General features: G+C 53.8%; 20 protein-coding genes. 9 read left to right on the top strand and 11 right to left on the bottom strand.

Annotation, left to right across the window (positions count from 1 at the left end):
• Positions 1-28 precede the first annotated feature (28 nt).
• A complete protein-coding gene (locus AB1F12_RS16330; RefSeq protein ID WP_368185476.1) occupies positions 29-493 on the top strand; it encodes a PTS sugar transporter subunit IIA in 465 nt (154 codons plus the stop codon).
• Positions 494-524: 31 nt separating this feature from the next.
• On the opposite strand, the gene AB1F12_RS16335 is transcribed toward AB1F12_RS16330, so the two are convergent.
• From AB1F12_RS16335 to cysQ, 8 genes are all read right to left on the bottom strand, one after another.
• On the bottom strand, positions 525-1,952 hold the full coding sequence (locus tag AB1F12_RS16335) for a sulfotransferase family 2 domain-containing protein (RefSeq protein WP_368185478.1): 1,428 nt from the start codon (positions 1,950-1,952) through the stop codon (positions 525-527).
• Positions 1,953-3,650, bottom strand: coding sequence for a beta-1,6-N-acetylglucosaminyltransferase (locus tag AB1F12_RS16340; RefSeq protein WP_368185479.1), 1,698 nt, complete (start codon positions 3,648-3,650; stop codon positions 1,953-1,955).
• Positions 3,647-4,633 carry a glycosyltransferase family 2 protein gene (locus tag AB1F12_RS16345; RefSeq protein ID WP_368188398.1) on the bottom strand — a complete coding sequence of 329 codons (987 nt, stop codon included), beginning with the start codon at positions 4,631-4,633 and terminating at the stop codon, positions 3,647-3,649. Before AB1F12_RS16345 ends, AB1F12_RS16340 begins: the two co-directional genes overlap by 4 nt.
• 179 nt (positions 4,634-4,812) lie before the next feature.
• Positions 4,813-5,829 carry a glycosyltransferase family 2 protein gene (locus tag AB1F12_RS16350; protein WP_368185480.1) on the bottom strand — a complete coding sequence of 339 codons (1,017 nt, stop codon included), beginning with the start codon at positions 5,827-5,829 and terminating at the stop codon, positions 4,813-4,815.
• A 6-nt stretch (positions 5,830-5,835) separates the two neighbouring features.
• A complete protein-coding gene (galE, locus tag AB1F12_RS16355) occupies positions 5,836-6,819 on the bottom strand; it encodes a UDP-glucose 4-epimerase GalE (protein WP_368185481.1) in 984 nt (327 codons plus the stop codon).
• A 14-nt stretch (positions 6,820-6,833) separates the two neighbouring features.
• A complete protein-coding gene (gene galU / locus AB1F12_RS16360; RefSeq protein WP_368185483.1) occupies positions 6,834-7,727 on the bottom strand; it encodes a UTP--glucose-1-phosphate uridylyltransferase GalU in 894 nt (297 codons plus the stop codon).
• Between the two features lie 164 nt (positions 7,728-7,891).
• Positions 7,892-8,692: a 3-deoxy-manno-octulosonate cytidylyltransferase gene (locus AB1F12_RS16365; protein WP_368185485.1), complete on the bottom strand. Its 801-nt coding sequence runs from the start codon at positions 8,690-8,692 to the stop codon at positions 7,892-7,894.
• On the bottom strand, positions 8,692-9,489 hold the full coding sequence (gene cysQ, locus AB1F12_RS16370) for a 3'(2'),5'-bisphosphate nucleotidase CysQ (protein WP_368185486.1): 798 nt from the start codon (positions 9,487-9,489) through the stop codon (positions 8,692-8,694). The genes AB1F12_RS16365 and cysQ overlap by 1 nt, the downstream gene beginning before the upstream one ends.
• A 147-nt stretch (positions 9,490-9,636) precedes the next feature.
• On the opposite strand from cysQ, the gene AB1F12_RS16375 reads away from it, so the two are divergent.
• From AB1F12_RS16375 to radC, 5 genes are all read left to right on the top strand, one after another.
• The gene (locus tag AB1F12_RS16375; RefSeq protein ID WP_368185487.1) at positions 9,637-10,458 is read left to right on the top strand and encodes an ABC transporter permease; all 822 of its coding nucleotides are present in this window, start codon (positions 9,637-9,639) and stop codon (positions 10,456-10,458) included.
• Positions 10,455-11,078, top strand: coding sequence for a peptide-binding protein (locus tag AB1F12_RS16380; RefSeq protein WP_368185488.1), 624 nt, complete (start codon positions 10,455-10,457; stop codon positions 11,076-11,078). The genes AB1F12_RS16375 and AB1F12_RS16380 overlap by 4 nt, the downstream gene beginning before the upstream one ends.
• Before the next feature lie 293 nt (positions 11,079-11,371).
• On the top strand, positions 11,372-13,285 hold the full coding sequence (gene dnaK, locus AB1F12_RS16385; protein WP_368185489.1) for a molecular chaperone DnaK: 1,914 nt from the start codon (positions 11,372-11,374) through the stop codon (positions 13,283-13,285).
• 69 nt (positions 13,286-13,354) lie between these two features.
• Positions 13,355-14,506, top strand: a complete 1,152-nt coding sequence (dnaJ, locus tag AB1F12_RS16390) for a molecular chaperone DnaJ (protein WP_368185491.1) — start codon at positions 13,355-13,357, stop codon at positions 14,504-14,506.
• 106 nt (positions 14,507-14,612) lie between these two features.
• Positions 14,613-15,392, top strand: coding sequence for a DNA repair protein RadC (gene radC / locus AB1F12_RS16395; RefSeq protein WP_368185493.1), 780 nt, complete (start codon positions 14,613-14,615; stop codon positions 15,390-15,392).
• Positions 15,393-15,400: 8 nt separating this feature from the next.
• Here the strand turns inward: radC and AB1F12_RS16400 are convergent, their stop codons facing one another.
• The 3 genes from AB1F12_RS16400 to secA form a co-directional block, all read right to left on the bottom strand.
• The gene (locus tag AB1F12_RS16400; protein WP_368185495.1) at positions 15,401-16,978 is read right to left on the bottom strand and encodes a phosphate ABC transporter substrate-binding/OmpA family protein; all 1,578 of its coding nucleotides are present in this window, start codon (positions 16,976-16,978) and stop codon (positions 15,401-15,403) included.
• The gene (locus tag AB1F12_RS16405; RefSeq protein WP_368185496.1) at positions 16,975-17,985 is read right to left on the bottom strand and encodes a hypothetical protein; all 1,011 of its coding nucleotides are present in this window, start codon (positions 17,983-17,985) and stop codon (positions 16,975-16,977) included. Before AB1F12_RS16405 ends, AB1F12_RS16400 begins: the two co-directional genes overlap by 4 nt.
• 102 nt (positions 17,986-18,087) lie before the next feature.
• Positions 18,088-20,787, bottom strand: coding sequence for a preprotein translocase subunit SecA (secA, locus tag AB1F12_RS16410; RefSeq protein WP_368185498.1), 2,700 nt, complete (start codon positions 20,785-20,787; stop codon positions 18,088-18,090).
• A gap of 186 nt (positions 20,788-20,973) precedes the next feature.
• On the opposite strand from secA, the gene AB1F12_RS16415 reads away from it, so the two are divergent.
• The 3 genes from AB1F12_RS16415 to mutT are packed head-to-tail and all read left to right on the top strand — an operon-like array spanning position 20,974 to position 23,441.
• On the top strand, positions 20,974-21,828 hold the full coding sequence (locus AB1F12_RS16415; RefSeq protein WP_368185500.1) for a peptidylprolyl isomerase: 855 nt from the start codon (positions 20,974-20,976) through the stop codon (positions 21,826-21,828).
• A 3-nt stretch (positions 21,829-21,831) separates the two neighbouring features.
• Complete coding sequence (gene argJ / locus AB1F12_RS16420; protein WP_368185502.1) at positions 21,832-23,046, top strand: bifunctional glutamate N-acetyltransferase/amino-acid acetyltransferase ArgJ; 1,215 nt, start codon at positions 21,832-21,834, stop codon at positions 23,044-23,046.
• Positions 23,043-23,441 carry an 8-oxo-dGTP diphosphatase MutT gene (gene mutT / locus AB1F12_RS16425; protein ID WP_368185503.1) on the top strand — a complete coding sequence of 133 codons (399 nt, stop codon included), beginning with the start codon at positions 23,043-23,045 and terminating at the stop codon, positions 23,439-23,441. Before argJ ends, mutT begins: the two co-directional genes overlap by 4 nt.
• Positions 23,442-23,684: the final 243 nt, after the last annotated feature.

The following is a 23,684-nucleotide window of genomic DNA, read 5'->3' on the forward strand; positions in this document are numbered from 1 at the left end:
TTGCGGTTGGGTTTAGGGACCCGGATACATGCAGTTAAATGAACTACTCAGCCCCGAGGGTATTAAACTCTTGGGGTTATCGAGCAGCAAAAAGCGTTTGTTCCATGAAATCGGCGATCTCGCCGAGGCTCAATTTGGGCTGGAACCTGCAAAAGTCATCGAAGCCTTGCTTGAACGCGAAAGCTTGGGTCCCACCGGCGTGGGCCATGGTGTGGCCCTGCCCCATGCCCGCCTGCACAATCTGGACGATGTCAAAGGCCTGTTTATCCGGTTGGAAAAGCCGCTGGATTTCGATGCCGTTGATCGTCAGCCCGTTGATCTGATTTTCGTTCTACTGGCCCCAGAAAATTCTGGTGTCGAGCATCTAAAAGCGCTCGCTTTGGTGTCGCGCACCCTGCGTGAAAAAGCGATTTGTTCCAAATTGCGCGCCAATTCTGACGTCGCAACATTATATGCGATCCTGACGGATACGACGACGCACCAAGCGGCCTAATCCGCGGATAAAGCTGTGTTCTGGCAGGGCGTTAGGCCCGCCAGTCGTCGAACCCGAACATCATAAAATCACGCTGATAAACATCACGAATAGCCGCGTCTAAGTCGTCATTGTGGATTGATTCCAACGCATGCAGATGCGGATCGGTTTCAAAATCAGGTTTGGGCAGGTTGGGCAGCCCCACCATGTCCCCCAAAATCTGGCAATCCCGCTCCAATGTCTCTTCTCTCATAATGAAATCCGGCGCGACAAATTCGGACATTCCACTTAGAATAGAGGCCTGACTGGCCCAATTGGCATCAACCCGAATAGAGGTCTGCCCCGCCAAATTCGCCTTTAGGAACCGCAAGAACCCCAAAAACGCTTCTTGGTGACGTGCCGTGTCATAGCCATCGCCGATTTTGCCCTTGGCATAAGGCAGCTTAAATTCACGACGCAATGTTTCGCGAATTTCGGTAAAGCTCCCTTTGTCGGTTGACAGAATCCTGTCACAAAATGCGGCATGTGCCCGAACCAGTGGATGACGCAGCACCGCAAAGCTGCGATGCCCGGTGTTTTTGCGTTTCCACTGACGCAGGGTTTTTTGGGTGAAACCTTGCTTCAAATCTGCTGGGTCAACCTGATCAATCGCAGCCATCCAGTTTTGAACCGCCAATTCAGGCCCAGATTTCAGCGGCATATACAAAAGGGGGCTTTGGGCGCAGGCAATATAGGTCGGAACCGCCGGGCCGCGACGGGGTTCAAAATTTGGCGTGCGCGCCAGATTAAACCGGTCCATTCGCGCCAAAGACTGGGCCATATCGTCAAAATTCGACACCTTATCCGACATAGGTGCCGGATTTTGTTTTTTCAGCTTTTTATCCAAGTGTTCCAGCTGGTCGTCACATTCCAAAAACGCCGCAAGACCATTCATGATATCAACGTCTTGCAGATCTTCGTATGCGACATAAAACGCGGTCTGGCCACTGCGTTGCAACGCATTCAACAGCCGCACCTGAAACGCCTGTAGCGCGGCCAGATGGGTTTCAAATTCGGCCGGTTCAAAGCTGACCTTCTCCGACTTCGCGTGTTTCACATTGGTCAGTTTCCACTGCCCCGTGGCCTGCGCGATTTTCCAGCTGACATAGCTTTCGACCGGGTTTCGGGTCAGAATAATTTTGGCACAGCGCGGATCTGGCAGAACCACATCCAGAACACGCTGATCATGGTCGTTGAAAAACCGAAACCCGCCCAGCCCGTCGCTTTGTTCCTTGATCGCGTCAATCAGCACCTCTGGATCGGCCTGACGCAGCCCCAGCCGCACGCCAAGGATGTCATCGGTGTTGGGATAGCCGATGAAATGCGGATTGAACGCCTCTCCGTGACATTGCAGGCCATCAAACGCGTTTATGTTTGCTTCTAAGAAGTTCGACCCCGTCCGCATTTCTGCAAAGACGACGAAATAATCAAATCGGGACATTTATTTCACCAAATAAGGTTTCCGGCGTTTGCCGCGATCCTGGTTCGGGGCACGATCCACTGGAAAGTCCCCCATCAGATAGGGGTGCATCCCCTGATTTTTGAGGTTCTGCAAGAATTGCCCAAACCCGGTCAGATCGACCATTTTGGGGGCTTCTGTCAGTTTGCTGGGGCTGCTGGCACCATGTTCGTCGATGATGCCTTGCAATGCCTCCATCGGGGCTTCGATAAATTCGGCCATGGTCCAGATGCGAATGCGGGCCTTGGCATAGGGGGATCGCAACGCATAAAGATGATCGGCCTCGATTTTTTGCAGCTCTGCGGCTTCGGCACGGATATCTGCGAAATTTTTGTTCGACTGAAACAGCGGCACAGCCCAAGCGCCAGAGATGACACTGATCCGAGCATTTGGATCCTTGGCGACATCCCAGGAAATATACTGACTATCGCGCGGGCCAAATTGGAAACATTGGCGTTCGCCACGTGTGTTCCAGATCAGGTTGGTCAAAAACATCCGCGCATTATAGTCGCGCATCTGGACGGATTTGGACATCGCACCGGCATAGGTGTCGCCACGGCCGTCAAATTCAGCCCCCTCAGGGGCATATAGATGGCCATGCACGCGGGCATTGGTTGCACGGGCCAGCCAAGGTTCAAAATCCTCAAACAGTTCAGTGAACCCTTCAAAGATCGAATATTGCGAAGATGTCAGACCGTTCGCCCAGTATTCATCCGGGAACCGCCCCTGCATAAACAGACCTTTGCGCCCCAATGTGCGGCGTTCGACCGCTTTGGCAAAAATACGATCAATTTTACTGGGATTGGGTTCAGCGCCTTTCATCGCGCCCGCCGGGTCATTCAAAAACGTCTGATACAGCCGATCCGCATCTGGCCAGATTTTGCGCGCAACAAAGCAGTCAGACCGACGTAGCAATTGCAGATGATCATCATAGAAAATATGCGGTTTACCCTGAAAATCGAACTTTGACAGGGTCAGCGACCGGCTCTCTACGTTTTGACCATAGAGCCGCACCAAGGTCTGAAAATAGCTTTCATCTGGGATCCACACCTTGCTGAAATAGCGGTCATACCGTTCGCGATCCGGGTCCTGCAAAATGGCCGACAACGTCTGACGGGTCAGGCACCACCATTGCGACCCCATATGCGGCACGATACCGGCGGGGATGTTGCGTTTGATTTTGAACCGGCGCTGTAGCGATACAAATCGATCAAACAGACGGCGTTGGCTGCGCCATTTAAACGGGAAATAGAGCGTGAACCGTTCCTCGTCCAAACCGCCAACGGTCCAAGGCACATCGGCTGTTGTTGCGCTTTCGATGAAGTCCGTGCGGGGGCGCGCCGCCAGGTATTTGATCAGCTCTTTGACCGGGCGCAACGGCATACAGGACCCGGATGCCAAATAAACGTGGCTCACTTCGTCAAAGGATTTCAGCATCAGTTCCGACGCGGATTGCGACGCTGCAACAATGCCCCATGCGCCCCATTCACATTTGTGACGGCGGCTGAATTTAACATCTTCCAGATTTGCCAACGCATTGCGAAACTTATCAAAAACAGCACGCGACACTTTTTTGTCTACATGCACAACCACGGGACAGCCTGCATCATTCCAATGGCGGATCACCTGCTCTGCGCGATGCAGATCATTGTGAACCAACATGACGATGCCGACGCTCATGCCCAGTTTCCTTTGGACATGATCCCGAGGATTTCAAGCTGTCGCCAATTGATGTATTTTTCGCTCCACTTGCACCAGAAATCGGGGCTATCTGCCAGACCTTCGGCATAGGCGCGGTATTCTTTGCTGTTGGCGTAGTGCTGTTTACGCTTCAGCTCTTCTGCGGCTTTCTGATCGAAATTTGACAGGAATTTCGCATGTAGCAAAACCCCGGTCGCCATTTCGCCACCCCATTGATCATAGGTCAAATTCAACGACCGCGGCAGCAGCATATGAGTTGAACTTTCATAGGCGTAATGCCGGTTCCATTTCACCAACGGCGTTTTGTTCAATGCAGGCGCGCGCCAAGGTTCCTGATCAAAGAACATCCGCATCCGTGGACCGCCCTGAATCCACAGGTTTTGAAATTTGGGGTTTTGGTAGATCGAATAATTCCCGGCATCAAACCACGACAGAATTTCCATCGGGTTTTGCCCTGCCTGATAGGGAACCGCATCAATCGGACCTTTTGGATACATATCCAACAACATCGCCCCAAAGGATCGCACCGCCGAGGCATCCAACCAATCGGTCAACGCCTTTAGCGGGCGCGTATCACAGAACGGATATACAAAGAATTCGTCGGGATCGACCACCAGACACCAATGATCATGGCCATATTTCAACTGCAGCCAGTTCAGCCAATCCACCCCAAACCGGGCGCGTTTATAGCTGGATTTGGTGGTCCATAGGGACACATCGGGCTGCTGGGACAGGTATTCACGCGCGCCATCATCACTGTCATTATCGACCATAAAGAAATGGCCGACACCCATGGCGCGGTAATATTCCAGAAAATACGGAAGCCGGATCATTTCGTTCCGAAATGTCGAAAAGACAAACGAATCCGACCGTTTGATCTGATTTGTACGATCAACAACAGACTTTAGTTCGTGCCGCTTTCTGAACGCACGAATCCGCCAGCGTTTACGACGCAATCGCAAGCGATATGTTTGACGAATGCCCAAATTCGATCCTTCACCACGCCGGAACCTACGTCCTGCCTACTCAAAAGCGCTTAACACTCTCTTTCCCTTTTGCCGGGAATTGTCACTTATTTCGAAACAATAAGGTTTCATGCCGCTGACGTAAACCATTGTGACCGTTCCAAGCCATTGAAATGTCAGCGCCACGCGCCCCGGGTCATCAGGCCCAGCTCCTCTAGCTGTTCCCAGCCCTGATAGCGGACCGAATTTTCATACCACAATGTCGGATTGGCGATGATCCGGTCATAGTAATCATCATAACGTTCCGCATGGGTAAAATGCTGTCTGCGGCGTTTTTCTTCGTCCGATTTCTGAATGATTCCATCCAGAAATTTACTGTGTAAAAACACGCCTGTTGGTAAGTGTCGTCGATCATCAAATGCCGCGTTCAGGCGTCGTGGCAATGCGGTATGGGTTGAACTGACATAGGCAAACCGGCGGTTCCAACGCACCAGAGGAACCTTATGCAAATGGGGCGCGTGACCCGGTTTATCCTGAAAGAAGAGACGTTTACGCACGCCGCCCCGGATTGAAACGTTGCGATATTTCGGCAACATTTCCCAGGTGTAATTATCGACATCAAACCAGTTCAGAACCTCTGCTGGATCCTGACCGGGGTGATAGGGCGCTGTGCCAAGCGGACCTTGGGGATACATGTCCAGCATCATAGCCCCAAATGATGGCGCACCCCGCTGATCAAGCCACCGCGTCAAGACATCCAGAGGGCGATCATCCATATGTGGATAGATCAGTATTTCGTCCGCATCCGCCGTCAGGCACCAATGACGGGCACCATAGCGCATTTGCAACCATGTCAGCCAATCCACACCAAAACGCGAGTCTCGGTAAGAGGCATTTGTGGTCCAGACCGACACATCGGGCTGTTGGGTCAGGTATTCGGTTGTGCCATCGTCACTGGCATTGTCCACGATCAGGAAATGACGGATCCCCAGCTTGCGATAGTGGCTAAGGAAAAACGGCAGGCGCGCGGCTTCGTTGCGCATGGTTGAAAACAGCAACAGATCGTTTTTGCCGATCAGCTTGGTTCGTTGTTGAACCGGCGTCAGGGCGTGGCGCGACCGAAAACTGCGCCACAATAGCCGACGCCGACGCAGGCGCATGTCATAGGCGTCGACCAGACGCGACCGGCCCATTAGGGTTTACCGATCGTAATGGCCATTTTGGTGCCAGCGCCATGCATCTGCGATCATATTCTCCAAGGTGGATCGTGTTGGCTTCCAGCCTAGCTCTTTGTCGGCGCGCCGACTACCCGAGACAAGTGCGGTCGCATCCCCCGCCCGGCGTGCGCCTTCGATAATGGGAACCGGTTTGTTGGTCACAGACCCAGAATGATGCACCACTTCGCGCACCGAAAACCCGGTCCCCGTGCCCAGATTAAACGCACGGCTGCCTTTTTCGTCCTCTAGCCATTTCAGCCCCAGAACATGGGCATCCACCAGATCGCAAACATGCACATAATCACGGATACAGGTCCCGTCTGGCGTGTCGTAATCCGTGCCAAAAATGGTCAACGCGTCCCGTTTTCCCTCAATCGCGTCCAGCATCAGCGGGATCAAATGGGTTTCTGGCTGGTGGAATTCCCCCACTTCGCCATCCGGGTCAGCGCCCGCCACGTTGAAATAACGGAATATGACAGAGTTTAAGCCATGGGATGCGCGAAAGTTATCAAGGATGTCCTCAATCGCGCGTTTGGATGCGCCATAGGAATTGATCGGCATTTGGGTGCTGTTTTCATCCAACACCACGCCGTCTTGATCCCCGTAAGTGGCGCAAGTCGATGAAAACACAAAGTTTTTGCAGCCTGCCTCGGCGGCCGCTTCGATCAAATTCAGCGATCCGCCCACGTTGGAACGCCAGTATTTGCCGGGGTTTGACATGCTTTCGCCGACCAAAGACAGCGCCGCAAAATGCATCACAGCGACAGGTTTATGTTTGGCAAACACATCCCGCAGACGATCGCGATCTTGCAAATCGCCCTCTTCGAGGGGGCCAAATTTAACCGCATCCCGCCAACCGGTTTCAAAGTTATCAAACGTGACAGGGGTATAGCCGGCGCGGGCCAACGCTTTGCAGGCGTGCGACCCGATATAGCCCGCACCTCCCGTTACCAATACTGTTGTCATTTGCGACCTCGGTCTTATTGCGCGGCGTTTCGAAGGGCGACCATGCTCTCAAGATATTCAGAGAATTCTGGACCCAGATCGGGACGCGCCAGACCAAAGGCAACCGTCGCCTGCAGGAACCCCGCCTTGGTGCCGCAATCATAGCGCTGACCGGAAAAACGATAGCCAAAGACATCGCGGTCTTCGTTCATTTCCTGCGCAATTGCGTCGGTCAGCTGGATTTCATCCCCAGCCCCACGATCAATTTTATTCAGGTTCTGCATGATTTTTGGCGACAGGATATAACGACCGATCACCGCCAGGTTTGACGGCGCTTCGTCTGCGGGCGGCTTTTCGACCATCCCTTTGACCGACACGATGGTGCCCATGTCTTCTTTGACGTCGAGCATCCCATAAGAAGACGCCTTTTCACTGGGCACTTCCATGGCGGCAACCATGCTGCCACCGGTTTCTTCGTAGGCTTCGACCATTTGCTGCAAACAAGGTTTTTCGGCTGCGATCACATCGTCCGGCAGGATCACCGCAAACGGTTCATTGGCAACCAAACGGCGGGCGCACCATACGGCATGCCCCAATCCCAGCGCTTTGTGCTGACGGATATACGCGATGGCACCGCTATCCATGTTGGTGCTTTTCAGCGTCTCCAACAAATCCATTTTGCCCTTTTTGCGCAGGGTATTTTCCAGCTCGTTAGAGTGGTCAAAATAATCCTCTAGCGCGCCTTTGCCGCGAGACGTCACAAAGATAAATTCTTTGATCCCGGCGGCGCGCGCTTCGTCGATGGCATATTGGATCAATGGGCGATCAACCAAAGTCATGATTTCCTTGGGAACCGACTTGGTTGCGGGAAGAAAACGAGTCCCTAAGCCAGCCACCGGAAAGATTGCTTTGGTTACACGTCTCTTCATTTTAGGCCTCAAATTTTACATTATTAATCAGTGAATCTGCGATATGCGCCGTCACTACAGGTTGAATATGACAAAATCTTGGTGAAATCCAACCTAGACGCTCACAGTGTATATCAAACTAATGATAAATCGGCATTTTTGATGCAAGATCGCGACAATTCTACTCAATTAAGCTTCATTTCGCGCATCATTGCCTCAAGGCGCGGAACATCTTCGGGGTTGTTCAGTTCCCAGAACTGTCGCCCACGGGATTCGACCTCAACACAAAGCATATGAGAGCCGCGTTCCAAGAAACGTAATTGTTCCAGACCTTCCAGGCCTTCTAGGGGGCCTGCCGCCCAGCGGGGATAGGCCGCCAGCGCAGAGGGACGATAGGCATAGACCCCAACATGATGAAAAACCGGGGTTTCATCATCATCTTGATAGGTTTGACCTGTATAAGGGACAACCTCTTTGGAGAAATATAACGCGTTGTTATCTATCCCAAAAACCGCAGTTGTTCCACCAACACGACCCGCGCGCCGATCCTCTAGGAACCCGTTCAGCGCCCGCCCGTCACACCGCAAAACGGGTGTGGCCACTTCGGCCACGGGATTGTCGCGCAGACCATTGATCAGATCCTCAACAAACCAAGGCGGCGTCAGCGGGGCGTCACCTTGTAGATTGACCACGATGTCATAGCCGCCGCCCAACGCATCATAGGCTTCGGCCACCCGTTCGGTGCCATTGCGACATGATTCCGATGTCATGACAACTTCGGCACCAAAATCGGTCGCTGCGTCGGCAATGCGATCGTCATCCGTTGCCACCACAACCCGGTCCACGCCATGCACCTGACAGGCCGCCTCCCAGGAACGTTGCACCAAACTGCGGGCCTGCCCATCCGCCCCGGTCAGATTGACCAAGGGCTTTCCGGGATAGCGTGTCGACGCAAATCGGGCGGGGATGACGATCAGCGATGACATCAGGCGGTTTTCAGATCAACGCCGGGCGCATAGGCGATAAAGAACGGATTGGCGAAATCCTCTTTGCCGTAGCGCAATGGGGTGTGGTCATCAAAACGCACGACATCGCCGCCTGCCCCGATCAGAACCGCATGACCGGCCGCTGTGTCCCATTCCATGGTGCGGCCAACGCGCGGGTAAATGTCCGCTTCGCCTGTCGCGACCAGACAGAATTTCAACGAAGACCCGGCGCTGCGGCTGTCTTTGACGTTGTATTTGTTGATGTAATCTTCGGTTGCTTGGTCGCGGTGGGATTTGGACGCCACGATCATCAGCCCGTCATTGTCAGGTGTTGTAACGCTGATCGGCGTCTGTGTGCCGGGGGTCGCGTTGTCAAACGGGGCTTTCTCTTCGGATGTTTTGCCATCCGCATCGGTGATGAACAGGCGGCCTTTGGCGGGGGCGTAAACCACACCGCGGATCGGTGCGCCGTCAACCACATAGGCTATGTTCACAGTGAAATCGCCGCGACGGTGGATAAACTCTTTGGTACCGTCCAGCGGGTCCACGATCAAAAACGTGCTGGCGGACAGGGCGTGTGAATCAGATTGCTCTTCGGTGATCAATGTCACATCGGGAAAGGCTGCGCGCAGACCCTTGGAAATGATCGCATCCGCAGCCAGATCGGCCGCTGTGACCGGGCTGTCATCAGATTTGGACCGCACGTCGAAATCATCCGCTTCGTAAATTTCCATAATCTTGTCGCCGGCTTCCAGTGCAAGGCGGCGCATTTCTTCTGTTAGTTTCTGAAAATCCATACTTCGTCTCCGATAAAATCAATTCACGGGTGTTTTTGTTGAAACACATGTTCGCGCCTCTTATGCTTTCGCTTAAAGAGATCAGCAAGAATTTCATGCGACAAAAGAAAATCGTCCTACAAAATACCCCGATGACAGGACCCCATTATGTTTGAGGCACGTTCACCCCAATCCGCGCATGGCACCGCCTTGGCGATGGTTGAGCTGATCTATCATTCGATTGTGCGCGAAATCCGCAAGGATCACCAAAACGCATTGATGGGTCTGATCATGAATATGATGCAGACCATTGTGTTTGTGATCGCGTTCTATTTTATGTTTTCGGTATTGGGCCTGCGGGGCGCCGCGATTAAGGGCGATTTCCTGCTCTATATTATGTCCGGGATTTTCCTGTTTCTGACCCACACCAAGGCAATGGGCGCTGTCGTCAAAGCCGAAGGTCCGGCATCCGCGATGATGAAACACGCGCCGATGAACACCATTGTGACCATCACAGCCGCGGCGGTGGGGTCGCTTTATATTCAGGTTCTGTCCTTGCTGACCGTGTTGTTTTTGTACCATGTCATCATGACCCCCGTCCTGATCGAAGAGCCGGTAAATGCCTTTGCTATGTTGCTGTTAGCGTGGTTTTCCGGCGTTGCAGTTGGCGTGATTTTCCTATCGCTCAAGCCATGGTTCCCCGGCTTTGTTCAGATCGCATCACAGATTTACGCCCGGGCCAATATGATCGCATCGGGCAAAATGTTTGTGGCCAACACGATGCCGCCCTATCTGATTTCTCTGTTTGACTGGAACCCATTGTTTCATTCCATCGATCAGGCGCGCGGCTTTACCTTTATCAATTACGACCCCCTGAATTCTACGGTCAGCTATCCCCTCATCCTGAGTTGCACGTTGATCATGCTGGGAATGATGGGCGAATTTTACACACGTAAATACGCATCGGTTAGCTGGACCGCTGGCAAATGATCCGCCGTTTTCTCTGGGCCTATTTGGTCATGATCGCGATGGCCGCGCCTGCTTTGGTTTGGGCGCAATCCTTTCCGGCGCTTTATGACGTCACGGGCGTTGCGGCGGATGATCAGCTCAACATTCGCGCAGAGCCAAACGCCTCTGCCGCAATTTTGGGCATGTTGGGCCCGAATTTACGCGGGGTCGAAATCATCACCGCATCGGATGATGGGCGCTGGGGCATGATCAATGTAGGCGAACAATCCGGCTGGATCAGTTTGCGGTTCATGCAGCGTTGGGAACAAGGCGATTATGCCCTGACCCGGCGGCTAGCCTGTCACGGAACCGAACCGTTTTGGAGCTTTGATCTGGTCCAAGGAGGCCAGAGCGTGATGCAATCCATGGACGGCATTGGGCAGATCTACACCACCGGCTTGATGATTGCCGCACGCGGTTTCACCGGATCTCATGCCATTCAGGGATCAGACAAGGCCGGTGAATTTACCGCCATGGTCCACAATCGCAGCTGTAGCGATGGCATGTCCGACCAAAACTTTGGGCTGGAAATCGGAATATTGACCACGGGATCAGGCGAAACCGAAATGCTGTCAGGCTGTTGTTCTCTGCTGGGAAACTGACCGGTTTCGCATCGGTGATTCCGGCCCGGTTTGGTTAAAATTTCCTTTAAAAAATTGATCGACCAGGGGTGTTAGCGCACCCAACATGGATGATCTGTGCAAAACAAGCGTTTCAATTGCAATTTTGCCGCTGTTTGCCCCTCGTAACCGTTGCAGGTCGCCTTTGTGATCCCTATATAGCGCTGTGATCCGCGATGGACCATTCCATCGCATCTAATCGTTAATACACGGGCGTGGGTGCCAGTTAGGGTCCGCGCCTACTCACATCGCCTAATCTAAAGAGGGATTTGAAAATGGGAAAAGTCATCGGGATTGACCTCGGGACCACCAACTCTTGCGTAGCTATCATGGATGGCTCTCAGCCGCGCGTTATCGAAAACGCAGAAGGCGCACGCACAACACCATCTATCGTTGCGTTCACAGATGACGAACGTCTGGTCGGCCAGCCCGCCAAACGCCAAGCTGTGACTAACCCTGAAAACACCATCTTTGGTGTGAAACGTCTGGTTGGACGTCGCAATGACGACAAACATCTGGCCAAAGACAAAAAGAACCTGCCATTCGAAATCGTCGACGGCGGCAATGGCGATGCATGGGTTCAAGCCAAGGGCGAAACTTATTCCCCGGCTCAGATTTCTGCCTTTATCCTGGGCAAAATGAAAGAAACCGCAGAATCCTATTTGGGCGAAGAAGTGACCCAAGCTGTGATCACGGTTCCTGCTTACTTTAACGACGCTCAGCGTCAGGCGACCAAAGACGCCGGTAAAATTGCTGGCCTCGAAGTGCTGCGGATTATCAACGAGCCGACCGCGGCTGCGCTGGCCTATGGTCTGGACAAACAAGAAACCAAAACCATCGTCGTATATGACCTTGGTGGCGGTACATTCGACGTCACAGTTCTGGAAATCGACGACGGCCTGTTCGAAGTGAAATCCACCAACGGGGACACATTCCTGGGCGGCGAAGACTTTGACATGCGCATCGTCAACTATCTGGCCGACCAGTTCAAAAAAGAGAACGGCGTTGACCTGACCAAAGACAAAATGGCCCTACAGCGTCTGAAAGAAGCCGCTGAAAAAGCCAAGATCGAACTGTCCAGCGCACAGCAAACAGAAATCAACCAACCGTTTATTTCCATGGGGTCCGATGGCGCGCCATTGCACATGGTTATGAAACTGACACGTGCCAAACTGGAAAGCCTGGTCAACGACCTGATCAAAGCATCCATGAAGCCATGCCAAGCTGCGTTGAAAGACGCCGGCCTGTCCACCAGCGATATCGATGAAATCGTTCTGGTTGGTGGTATGACACGGATGCCAAAGGTGATCGAAGACGTCACCAAATTCTTTGGCCAAGAGCCCCACAAAGGTGTGAACCCGGACGAAGTTGTTGCGCTGGGCGCTGCCATTCAGGCCGGTGTTCTACAGGGCGACGTCAAAGACGTGGTTCTGCTGGACGTGACACCATTGTCGCTGGGTATCGAAACATTGGGCGGTGTTTTCACACGTCTGATCGATCGCAACACAACCATCCCAACGAAAAAGTCCCAGACTTTCTCAACCGCGGAAGACAACCAAAACGCCGTGACATTGCGCGTGTTCCAAGGGGAACGTGAAATGGCCGCTGACAACAAAATGTTGGGCCAATTCAACCTGGAAGAAATTCCACCAGCGCCACGCGGCATGCCACAGATCGAAGTCACCTTCGACATCGACGCCAACGGCATCGTGTCTGTTGCGGCCAAAGACAAAGGCACCAACAAAGAGCAATCGATCACCATCCAAGCCTCTGGCGGTCTGTCCGATGATGACATCGAACAAATGGTCAAAGACGCCGAAGCCAACGCTGAGGCCGATAAAGAGCGCAAAGAAATGGTCGAAGCGCGCAACCAAGCTGAGAGCCTGATCCATTCGACTGAAAAGTCCATGGAAGAGCACAAAGACAAGGTTGACCCAACCACGATCGAAGTGATCGAGCTGGCCATCGCCGCGCTGAAAGACGATCTGGAAGGCGACGCAACCGCCGAGAAGATCCGCGCAGGTGTTCAGAACGTGACCGAGTCGGCCATGAAACTGGGCGAAGCGATCTATAAGGCGCAAGCCGAAGAAGCCGGTGAAGAAACCGAGCATGACGATGGCCCAGCCGCTATGGATGACGACATCGTTGACGCTGACTTCGAAGATCTGGACGGCGACAAACGTTCGTAATCCGCCTGAAACTATGGGGCCGGTCCTATTCATGGGGCCGGTCTCTCTATTCCCAAAAGGGAGATTTCCATGGCGAAACGCGATTTTTACGACGTATTAGGCGTCGCTAAGGGCGCAAGTGCGGATGAGATCAAGAAAGCCTATCGCGGCAAAGCGAAAGAGCTGCATCCTGATCGAAACGCCGACAACCCCAAAGCCGAAGATCAGTTCAAAGAAGCCAACGAAGCCTATGAGATCCTGAAGGATGCCGAAAAGAAGGCAGCCTATGACCGCTATGGCCATGCAGCCTTCGAAGGTGGCATGGGCGGCGGCGGGCGTCCCGGCGGTGGTGGTCAGGGCGATTTTGCGTCGGCATTTTCGGATGTGTTTGACGACCTGTTTGGTGACTTCATGGGCGGTCGCGGCGGCGGTCAGGGTGGTGGACGCCCACGTGCGTCGCGCGGCAGTGATCTGCGCTACAACCTGCGGATTTCACTCGAAGACGCCTTTGGGGGAATGCACAAAACCATCAATGTCCCGACATCTGTGGGCTGTGATACCTGCAGCGGCACGGGCGCCGAAGGTGGTGCTGAACCGCAAACCTGCCCCACATGTTCCGGCATGGGCAAGGTGCGCGCGCAGCAGGGTTTCTTTACGGTGGAACGCACCTGTCCGACCTGTAACGGCATGGGCCAGACCATCAAAAACCCATGCGGCAATTGCCACGGTCAGGGTCGCGTCCAAAAGGACCGGTCGCTGTCTGTGAACATTCCTGCAGGTGTTGAAACCGGCACACGTATTCGTCTGGCAGGCGAAGGCGAAGCCGGGATGCGCGGTGGTCCGTCCGGCGATCTCTACATCTTTATTGAGGTGGATGATCATGACCTGTTCCAGCGTGATGGGCAGCAATTGTTCTGTCGCGTCCCTGTTTCCATGGCCACAGCGGCCTTGGGTGGTGACATCGAAGTGCCCACCATTGATGGCGGTCGCTCACGCGTGAAAATCCCCGCAGGAAGCCAGTCTGGCCGTCAAATGCGCCTGCGTTCCAAAGGCATGCCAGGTCTGCGTGGCGGTGCCGCTGGGGATATGTTCATCGAATTGGCCGTGGAAACACCGGTCAATCTGTCCTCCAAGCAGAAAGAATTGTTGCGCGAATTTGACAAGCTGGGTGAAGAAAATAACCCTCATTCGTCTAAGTTCTTTTCAGCAGTCAAAAGCTTTTGGGACGGGATGAAGGGCTAAATCCTTACCGATCCAATATCAAAGCGCCCCTATTTTGGGGCGCTTTTTGATTCTGCATTAAGGTTTGTTAACCAATCCGAAAGCGAATCGACAGCAAGATGGACCCATGTCCAAGCTGCGCCACATGGCAGAAATGCCGTTGCCCCTTTTTGTCGCTGATCCCGCAGATCAGGACGTCCAGATCGTGCCAGCCATTCCACAGGGCGCACGCCTACCTTCTTATATTAAGGATCATCGCAAACGCCTGCGCGCCCGGTTTAACGATGGCGGCGCGGATGCAATGCCCGACTATGAATTGCTGGAACTGGTCCTGTTCCGCGCCATTCCCCGCCAGGATGTCAAACCAATTGCCCGCGCCCTGATCGACGCCTTTGGGGACTTCAATCGTGTGCTCTCTGCCCCCGCCGCGCGCCTGTCTGAGGTTAAAGGCATCGGTGAAGCCGTGATTACCGAACTCAAAATTATCGAGGCGGCCACCCACCGTATGGCCCGCGCGCGTGTCATTCAGCGCCCCGTATTGTCCAGCTGGGATTCACTGTTGGACTATTGCCACACGATCATGGCCCACCGCGATACCGAACAATTCCGTGTTCTGTTTCTGGACCGTAAAAACACATTGATCGAAGACGAAGCCCAAGGCACCGGAACCGTTGATCATGTGCCGGTTTATCCCCGCGAAATCATGAAACGGGCGCTGGAATTAAACGCATCCGCAATCATTTTGGTGCACAACCACCCCTCAGGGGACCCAACACCGTCCCCCGAAGACATCGCCATGACCAAACAAGTGGAACAAGCGGCACGCGCATTATCACTGACGCTGCATGATCATCTGATTATCGGCAAATCACGCGAAATCAGTTTTCGCGCTGAAGGGTTGCTTTAGGAAGCCAGCTAAGGCTCAACCCACAATTCGACCCGACGGTTCATCTGTCGGCCCCATTCGGACGTGTCACAGCCCATTGGCATCGCTTCGCCAAAGGCATCTGTGCCCAGTTCGACATTCAACGGGATGTGATCGCCCAGTGCGGCGATCACTTCGCGACGGACGGCATCGGCACGGGCGCTGGACAGGTCGCGATTGGCGGCGGCCGGGCCCCGTCCATCGCTGAAACCAACAAAGATCAGCTCTTGGTCTTCGTATTCACCGTCACGGATCGCTTTGGCCAGCAATTGAACATTGGATCGCGACAGCGCCGTCAAACGCGTCGATCCAACCTCAAACCGGAACGTGGTCGCCACCCGTTCACGCGGCCCCAACAAACGCACCATGCGTTGCAATTCAGTCAGCGGAATATCCGGGCCTGCGGTTTCGATAGCGGCGGCAAATCGCGCGCCTTGGGCATCAATTGGGATCGTCATGTGACCCTGATCCACAAATCCAGCACGCCGGATGATCAATTGCGCATCCGCCGATCTGAGCCAGGCCAAAAACCGCGTCGCCATCGGCGGCAAACGTCTGGCAGGCAGATACAAAAACAACGGCTGCGTCAGGGGATAATCCCCGGTCATCAACGTGACGCGACTGGGTGTGGATTGACGACCGCATTCCCCAACCAGCGCCATCGGCGAGGACGACCCAAACGCTTTGGAATGGGCAATGCCCAGCGCCCGCACATCCCGCGACACCGCATCAACAAGCGTCTGAACACTGTTATGTCGTTGAATATCCGTCGTCATTTCCGCGCCGGTTGATCGAAAAACCAAGTCTTCGAACCCCTGCGCCAAACCGTTTTGCGCATCTGGCAGGTGCAGCTTAATTGGCAAATCGACGCCGCCCAATTCAGACCACCGCGTGATTTCGCCAGTGAAAACGCGCGCCAAATCTTCGGGGTCGATGGATGTCACGGGCTGCGACAACGATGTGATGGGCACGATCCCATCCATCGCCAGAATGCGGGCTTGTCGCGCGGATCCCAAAGTTCCGAGGCCGACTTCACGCGCGAGATCTGCCTCTTGGTCGCGAATTTCACGAATCGCCATGACGATATCGGCTTCGTGGGCCAGCAGATCGGCAAAACCTTCGTTTGTTGTGGTGCTGCGAAACAGAAATTTTGCAGCTATGTCCGTGTCGCTATCCGTCAGATCATAGGCGAAATGGCTGGCATCAATTTCATGCCGTTGGATCAACAGCCGTTCGTTGCGCGCAAATCCTTCGATCAGAGCGGGCAGTAATATTTCGGCAATACGTGTGGACCCAGACAGGCGCAGAACCGGAAGACCGTCCGGGTCAGGGCAATCCGCCCCTGCACAGGTGACGCGGGCGAAATCAACGGTGACTTCGCCGTGTTCTGTTTCGAGGCGCAGATAGGTCCCATCAAATCCAAGCACGTCCCCCGAGAGTTCAAACCCACCGTCAGCGGATATCATAACGGGGTCTGCCCAAACGGTGGTCGCACAAATGAAAAGTGCGGCGAAAATCGCCGCACCGTTTTGGATCAGTCGAAGGAACCGTTCACATACGCGCGTCATCTTGCGGCTAGTGTTAAGTCCTGAAACATATTTTTCAACACCAGAAAGTCACCCACAGCATCACAATCGGGCATTGTGAGCGTTAAATCGAGCGCTTCGGTCAATGAGCCGGGTGAAATCTGTAAACTTTGGGCCGAAATTTGGCGACCGCAATTGCCTGCGGTAATTTCCGCTTCGGCGGACAGCGCAATCGACCCGTCGCGCGATGCGGTACCGCTGGGAAAGGTGTAAACCTCGGCCAATAGCGGGGCTTCTATGTGGTCAGCGCCCAATCGCACCATAAATCCTGTTGTGCCATCAGTCGTCCCGGTGGCGGCATTCCAGATGTGGCCGTCCTGACCGTAATCAGCGCCAAATTCGCGGGCATGGATTTGCAACCCTGATTGCCCCTGCCATTGCAGAACCGCACGGTCATACATCGCCAGTTCAGGCACAGTCACAGTCGACAAACCGCCACTGCCATTTTCGAAAGCGGCAATAAAGATCGCTGTTTCTGCCAGTGCCGGCACTTGAACATCTGCAATGCCGGACGCATCCGTCAATGTGGTGAACATCATGCCCTGGTGATGGATGGTAACCCGCGCAACTGGGGCACAGGGCGCCGTCACAGACAGGTCAACCATCGCCATTGGGGCAATTGTTGCTGACATGGTCACTTCGCATTCAGGTGATGTGGCAATGCCCGCATCAGCCGAATGAGGCAATAAATCAGCCAAACCCTGATCATCCAGCGCCGCAGCCAGATGAATCGGTTCTGCTGGCATCACGGGCGCCTTGTCTTGAATAGGGAGCGATCCAACCATCGCCATTTCAGCTGGCGGCTGGATGTCAGCGGGTCCAATGCCGGACGGATTTGCATTTGCGATCGGGGTCACGTCTTGGGTTGTTGTGGTGTCATCAGACGCAAACCGCGATGCAAGCGCATCGCCGTTCTGCATGACGAACCCAATTCCAAGAGCCACCGCAAAGGTGCCACCTAAGGTCACAATTTTTCTAACTCGGGACATGACTGCCTCCACTCCATAACGGATTTGGAAACAATCTGACCCTCAAAGGTGGCCCAAGAAGGGCCGACCTAAGGATTCATTCTGTCAGAAATCGGGCAGCGTTTACGCCAATTTACCATGGCAATGTTTGAATTTCTTGCCCGAACCACAGGGGCAATCGTCATTGCGGCCTGGGTTTCCCCATGTTTTGGGGTCATCTTCGACAAAGCCCGGACGTGCGCCTTCTTTGGCGGCTGGGACCTGCCCTGCGGATTTAGCACCCTCGGCCAATTGTTTCTGTTGCGCGGTGATTTGCGCAATCATGGCTTGCTGCTCTTCTTGGGTCATTGGGCGAATCTGGCCCAGTTTTTCGGTCACATCAGACCGCAACCCATCCAGCAGGCCTTCGAACAATTGGAACGCTTCGGTTTTGTATTCGTTCAACGGATCACGCTGCGCATAGCCACGGAACCCAACCACAGACCGCAGATGTTCCAGTGTCAGCAGATGTTCACGCCATTTGCCGTCGATGGTTTGCAGCAAAATCTGTTTTTCGATGCCCAACATGGTTTCACGACCAAATGTTTCGGTCTTTTCGTCCATGTATTTATCCGACGCCGCTTCCAGTCGCTCTTGGATAATCTCGTCATCGACGCCCTCTTCTTCGGCCCACGCCATGACGGGTTCGTCGATGTTCAGATGCTTGATCACATCCGCATAGAACCCTTTCATGTCCCACTGATCCGCATAGGTTTTGGGGGGCATATAGGTGTCGATCAAATCTTCGATAACTTCGTGACGCATGTCTTTGGTGATCTCGGAAACGTCCTGACTTTCCATGATTTCACGACGCTGAGAAAAGATCACCTTACGTTGATCATTCATCACGTCATCAAATTTCAGCAGCTGTTTACGAATGTCAAAGTTGCGCCCTTCGACCTTGGCTTGTGCGCGTTCCAGCGACCGATTTACCCAAGGGTGCACAATCGCTTCGCCTTCTTTCATGCCAAGGCTGCTCAGAACTTTGTCCAGACGTTCCGAGCCAAAAATCCGCATCAGATCATCATCCAAAGACAGGAAGAAGCTGGACCGACCCGGATCCCCCTGACGTCCAGAACGACCGCGCAGCTGGTTATCAATCCGGCGGCTTTCGTGGCGTTCTGTGGCCAGAACATACAGGCCACCTGCCTCTTTGACGGCCTCTTCGTCTGCGGCGTGGCCTTCTTCGATCCGGGTACGGATCACCGCATGATCGACATCAGGTTCGGCAGCGATGGCTTCCATGACCTTAAATTCGACGTTACCGCCCAACTTAATGTCGGTCCCACGCCCGGCCATGTTTGTGGCAATCGTCACCGCACCCAGTTTCCCGGCATCGGCCACGATCTGGGCCTCTTGTTCGTGCTGGCGTGCATTCAAAACGTTGTGCTTGATATCCGCCGATGTCAGCAACTGGGACAGCATTTCGGATTTTTCAATCGATGTGGTCCCAACCAGAACCGGCTGGCCCTTTTCGTTGGCTTCTTTGATGGATTTCACAACGCCGTCGAATTTTTCCTTGGCGGTGCGGAACACCTGATCATGGTCATCAATACGTGCAACAGGACGGTTTGTCGGCACTTCGACCACGCCCAGTTTATAGATATCGTCAAATTCTTCGGCTTCGGTCAACGCGGTGCCGGTCATGCCGGACAATTTGTTATAAAGCCGGAAATAGTTCTGGAATGTCACACTGGCCAATGTGACGTTTTCCGCCTGAATGGCGCAGTTTTCTTTGGCTTCGATCGCTTGGTGCAGGCCATCGGACAACCGCCGACCTGACATCATCCGACCGGTAAATTCGTCGATCAGCACCACTTCGTTGTTGCGAACGATGTAGTCCTTGTCCTTGGTAAACAATTTATGCGCCCGCAAGCCCTGGTTGATGTGATGCACCAGGGTTGTGCTTTCGGGGTCGTACAATGTCTGACCCTCAGGCAACAAACCAGCCGACGACAAACGCCGTTCCAGAAAATCATTGCCTTCATCGGTAAAGGTCACCGACCGGGATTTTTCGTCCAGCTCAAAATGTTCGTCCAACACTTCGGGGATGATCAGATCGATGGTTTTATAGAGTTCTGACCGATCCTGCGCCGGGCCGGAAATAATCAACGGTGTCCGGGCTTCGTCAATCAGGATCGAATCAACTTCGTCCACAATCGCAAAATTATGTTCGCGCTGAGACATCTGGCTCAGTTCAGATTTCATATTATCGCGCAGATAATCAAAACCCAGTTCGTTATTGGTCGCATAGGTGATGTCGCAGGCATACGCCGCACGTTTTTCATCATCGGGCTGTTGGGGGTACACAACGCCTGTGGTCATCCCCAGCGCCGTAAACACCTGCGCCATCCATTCCGCGTCGCGCCGCGCAAGGTAATCATTGACCGTCACCACATGCACGCCTTTGCCGGTCAGCGCATTCAGATAGGCCGGGAATGTCGCAACCAGCGTTTTCCCTTCGCCGGTCTTCATTTCCGAAATGTTGCCCTGATGCAGGAAAATCCCACCCATCAGCTGCACATCATGGGCCCGCAGCCCCAGCGCACGCCGCGCCGCTTCGCGGCAATTGGCAAAGGCTTCGGGCAGCATCGCATCCAAACTTTCGCCGCTCATCGCCCGTGTGGCCAGCGCTTCGGTTTTGTCTTTCAGCTCAACATCCGATAATTTTTCGAATTCTGGCTCCAGCGCGTTGATCTTTGCGACCAATGGACGGGTTGCCTTGATCAAGCGATCATTCGGTGTGCCAAAGACCTTTTTGGCAATCGTTCCTAAACCCAGCATCTTTTCTCCGCGCTGCTTAGCAGCCTGTCTGACATCAAAGTGTGAGGAGGCTGGTTGTGCCTTTGGCACGCGCCCCCTAAAACAAGGGCCAAGACCGGTCTCCTTCGAGCCTTTAAGCGATGTAAGGGGCCGTTATCACAGTGTCAACGCCACGCGCCCATGCGCGCCGGAAAGGAACTTGTATTTATGGGACTTCACACAAAATTGCTTGCAAGTGCGGCGATTGCGCTGACTTTGGTTGGCCCCGCTCACGCCCAGGACGCCACAGGTGCAAATGCTGCAACCGTTGTTGCCACCGTAAATGGAACAGACATTACGCTGGGTGAATTGATCATCGCGCGGGCGCAATTGCCCCAGCAATATCAATCCCTGCCGGATGACGTGCTGTTTGACGGCCTGCTGGATCAACTGATCCAACAGCAATTGCTGGCAGATTCGCTGACAACCACACCGACACGGGTTGATTATGCGCTGGCCAACGAAGAGCGCAGTCTGAAAGCAGGCGAAGTGATCAACGATCTGAACCAGACCGCGGTCACACAAGAAGCCGTTGAAACAGCTTATGCGGAAATGTTCGCCGATTTCGATGCGGAAACCGAATATAACGCGTCCCACATTCTGGTCGAAACCGAAGAAGAAGCTGCCACGATCAAGCTAGAGATCGAAGCCGGTGCGGACTTTGCCCAAATGGCCATGGAAAAATCCACCGGCCCATCTGGCCCGTCCGGGGGTGAATTGGGCTGGTTTGGCGCTGGCATGATGGTTCCCGCATTCGAAGAGGCCGTCATGGCAATGGAAGCGGGCGACGTTTCTGACCCCGTTCAGACCCAATTTGGATGGCACATCGTTACATTGAACGAAACCCGCCTGAAAGAAGCACCCGCACTAGAAGAAGTGTACCGCGAATTGGAAGCAAAAGTTCAAGAAGAAGCCATCGATGCACGGCTTGAAGATTTGACCAATTTGGCAATCATTGAGCGCCCTGAATTGGGTGATTTCGACCCAACAATCCTGCAAAATCTCGACCTGCTTGAGGAATAAGCCATGAAGACCTCGCCGCTCGCGCCTGAAAGTTTTCCTAACCTTCCTGCGATTGGCGGGGTTCGTTTTTCCAGCATAGCTGCCGGGATTAAATACCAAGATCGCGCCGATGTTATGTTGGCCGAAATTGCCGAAGGCAGCGCGATTGCCGGGGTGTTTACCCGGTCCGCCACCCGATCCGCCGCTGTGTTGGATTGTCAGGCCAAAATCGGTCTGCCCGGCGCCGGTGCCGGCGCGATTCTGGTCAATTCAGGCAATGCCAACGCCTTTACCGGGCGCAATGGTCAAAACGCTGTCAAACAATTGACCCATGCGGTTTCAACCACTTTGAACATCGAAGAGGCCCGCGTTTTTACCGCGTCAACCGGTGTGATTGGTGAACCTTTGCCCTTTGATAAAATCACGGAAAAACTGGATGAGCTTCAGGCTGGCCTGTCAGGCGGTTCAATAAAAGAAGCAGCCGAGGCCATTCGGACCACGGACACATTTGCCAAGGGCGCCGGTAAAACCATCACCATCGATGGTAAATCCGTCAACATTTCTGGTTTTGCCAAAGGATCCGGCATGATCGCCCCGGATATGGCGACCATGTTGGTCTATATTTTTACCGATGCCAAAATTTCCCAAACTGCATTGCAAAGCATCCTAAAGGCGCAGTGCGATCTGACCTTTAATTGCATCACGGTGGACAGCGACACCTCAACCTCTGACAGCTTGATGATGGCCGCAACGGGGACCTCTGGCGTGGATGTTTCTGACAGCGTCACATTCAACGATGCCCTGCACGAAGTGATGCTGGATTTGGCCCACCAAGTGGTTCGCGACGGCGAAGGGGCCACCAAATTCGTAGAAGTCCGCGTTTCGGGTGCGGCCACCAATGATGACGCGCACAAAGTCGCGCTTGCGATTGCCAATTCGCCACTGGTTAAGACGGCCATCGCAGGCCAAGACCCCAATTGGGGCCGTGTGGTTATGGCCGTCGGCAAATCCGGCGCCCAAGCGGACCGGGACCGTCTGACCATCCATTTTGGCGATATTCTGGTTGCTGAAAATGGATGGGTGTCGCCCAAATACAAAGAAGAAGACGCCGCCGCCTATATGCAAAACCAGGATCTGGTGATCAGCACGGATTTGGGCATCGCAGGTGGCATGGCAACGGTTTGGACATGCGATTTAACCCACGGATACATCGAAATTAACGCAGATTACCGGTCGTGAAGATCGTTTTGGTATCCGCTGTTGCGTTGATTGACGTGGATGGACGTGTGTTGCTCGGACAACGTCCCGCAGGCAAAAGCATGGCCGGATTATGGGAATTCCCCGGTGGCAAAGTCGAACCCGGAGAAAGCCCAGAACAGGCGCTGATCCGCGAGTTGGAAGAAGAGCTGGGCATTGATACTTGGGAAAGCTGCCTTGCGCCGTTGACCTTTGCCAGCCACGCCTATGAGGACTTTCATTTGTTAATGCCGGTCTTTGCCTGCCGAAAATGGAACGGCGTGCCACAATCGCGTGAAGGCCAGGCCTTAAAATGGGTTAAGGCGTCGGAATTGCGGAATTATCCGATGCCACCGGCAGATATTCCACTGATCCCAATCCTTCGTGATTGGTTGTGATCGGTCTGGTTAATGAAATCATAGGTATTTGAAACTATATTGTTGCTGTAGGCCCAATTTTCCGGCAACTTTCGAACCCAATAGGGGGAGGTCACAAATGCTAGCAACGATTTTGGTGAGCAGCTGTATTTCAGTTCAAGGAACGATCGCGCGTAAATTTGCAGATGGCAAAGTTTCGGTGCGTGTCGGAAGCCAGACTTTCACTGGTTTTCCGGTCAAAACCATCCATTAAACCGCGTTTTA

This window comes from Aestuariibius sp. HNIBRBA575 (genome assembly GCF_040932005.1).
Classification (GTDB): Bacteria; Pseudomonadota; Alphaproteobacteria; order Rhodobacterales; family Rhodobacteraceae; genus CANLNM01.

Bases quoted from the DNA above. Each gene is read 5' to 3' on its own strand.
- AB1F12_RS16380 (WP_368185488.1), top strand. From the start codon at position 10,455: ATGATCCGCCGTTTTCTCTGGGCCTATTTGGTCATGATCGCGATGGCC.
- secA (WP_368185498.1), bottom strand. From the start codon at position 20,787: ATGCTGGGTTTAGGAACGATTGCCAAAAAGGTCTTTGGCACACCGAAT.
- argJ (WP_368185502.1), top strand. From the start codon at position 21,832: ATGAAGACCTCGCCGCTCGCGCCTGAAAGTTTTCCTAACCTTCCTGCG.
- AB1F12_RS16350 (WP_368185480.1), bottom strand. From the start codon at position 5,829: ATGGGCCGGTCGCGTCTGGTCGACGCCTATGACATGCGCCTGCGTCGG.
- AB1F12_RS16365 (WP_368185485.1), bottom strand. From the start codon at position 8,692: ATGTCATCGCTGATCGTCATCCCCGCCCGATTTGCGTCGACACGCTAT.
- dnaK (WP_368185489.1), top strand. From the start codon at position 11,372: ATGGGAAAAGTCATCGGGATTGACCTCGGGACCACCAACTCTTGCGTA.
- AB1F12_RS16375 (WP_368185487.1), top strand. From the start codon at position 9,637: ATGTTTGAGGCACGTTCACCCCAATCCGCGCATGGCACCGCCTTGGCG.
- AB1F12_RS16405 (WP_368185496.1), bottom strand. From the start codon at position 17,985: ATGTCCCGAGTTAGAAAAATTGTGACCTTAGGTGGCACCTTTGCGGTG.
- AB1F12_RS16415 (WP_368185500.1), top strand. From the start codon at position 20,974: ATGGGACTTCACACAAAATTGCTTGCAAGTGCGGCGATTGCGCTGACT.
- cysQ (WP_368185486.1), bottom strand. From the start codon at position 9,489: ATGGATTTTCAGAAACTAACAGAAGAAATGCGCCGCCTTGCACTGGAA.
- dnaJ (WP_368185491.1), top strand. From the start codon at position 13,355: ATGGCGAAACGCGATTTTTACGACGTATTAGGCGTCGCTAAGGGCGCA.
- radC (WP_368185493.1), top strand. From the start codon at position 14,613: ATGTCCAAGCTGCGCCACATGGCAGAAATGCCGTTGCCCCTTTTTGTC.
- AB1F12_RS16340 (WP_368185479.1), bottom strand. From the start codon at position 3,650: ATGAGCGTCGGCATCGTCATGTTGGTTCACAATGATCTGCATCGCGCA.
- galU (WP_368185483.1), bottom strand. From the start codon at position 7,727: ATGAAGAGACGTGTAACCAAAGCAATCTTTCCGGTGGCTGGCTTAGGG.
- galE (WP_368185481.1), bottom strand. From the start codon at position 6,819: ATGACAACAGTATTGGTAACGGGAGGTGCGGGCTATATCGGGTCGCAC.
- AB1F12_RS16400 (WP_368185495.1), bottom strand. From the start codon at position 16,978: ATGACGCGCGTATGTGAACGGTTCCTTCGACTGATCCAAAACGGTGCG.
- AB1F12_RS16335 (WP_368185478.1), bottom strand. From the start codon at position 1,952: ATGTCCCGATTTGATTATTTCGTCGTCTTTGCAGAAATGCGGACGGGG.
- AB1F12_RS16330 (WP_368185476.1), top strand. From the start codon at position 29: ATGCAGTTAAATGAACTACTCAGCCCCGAGGGTATTAAACTCTTGGGG.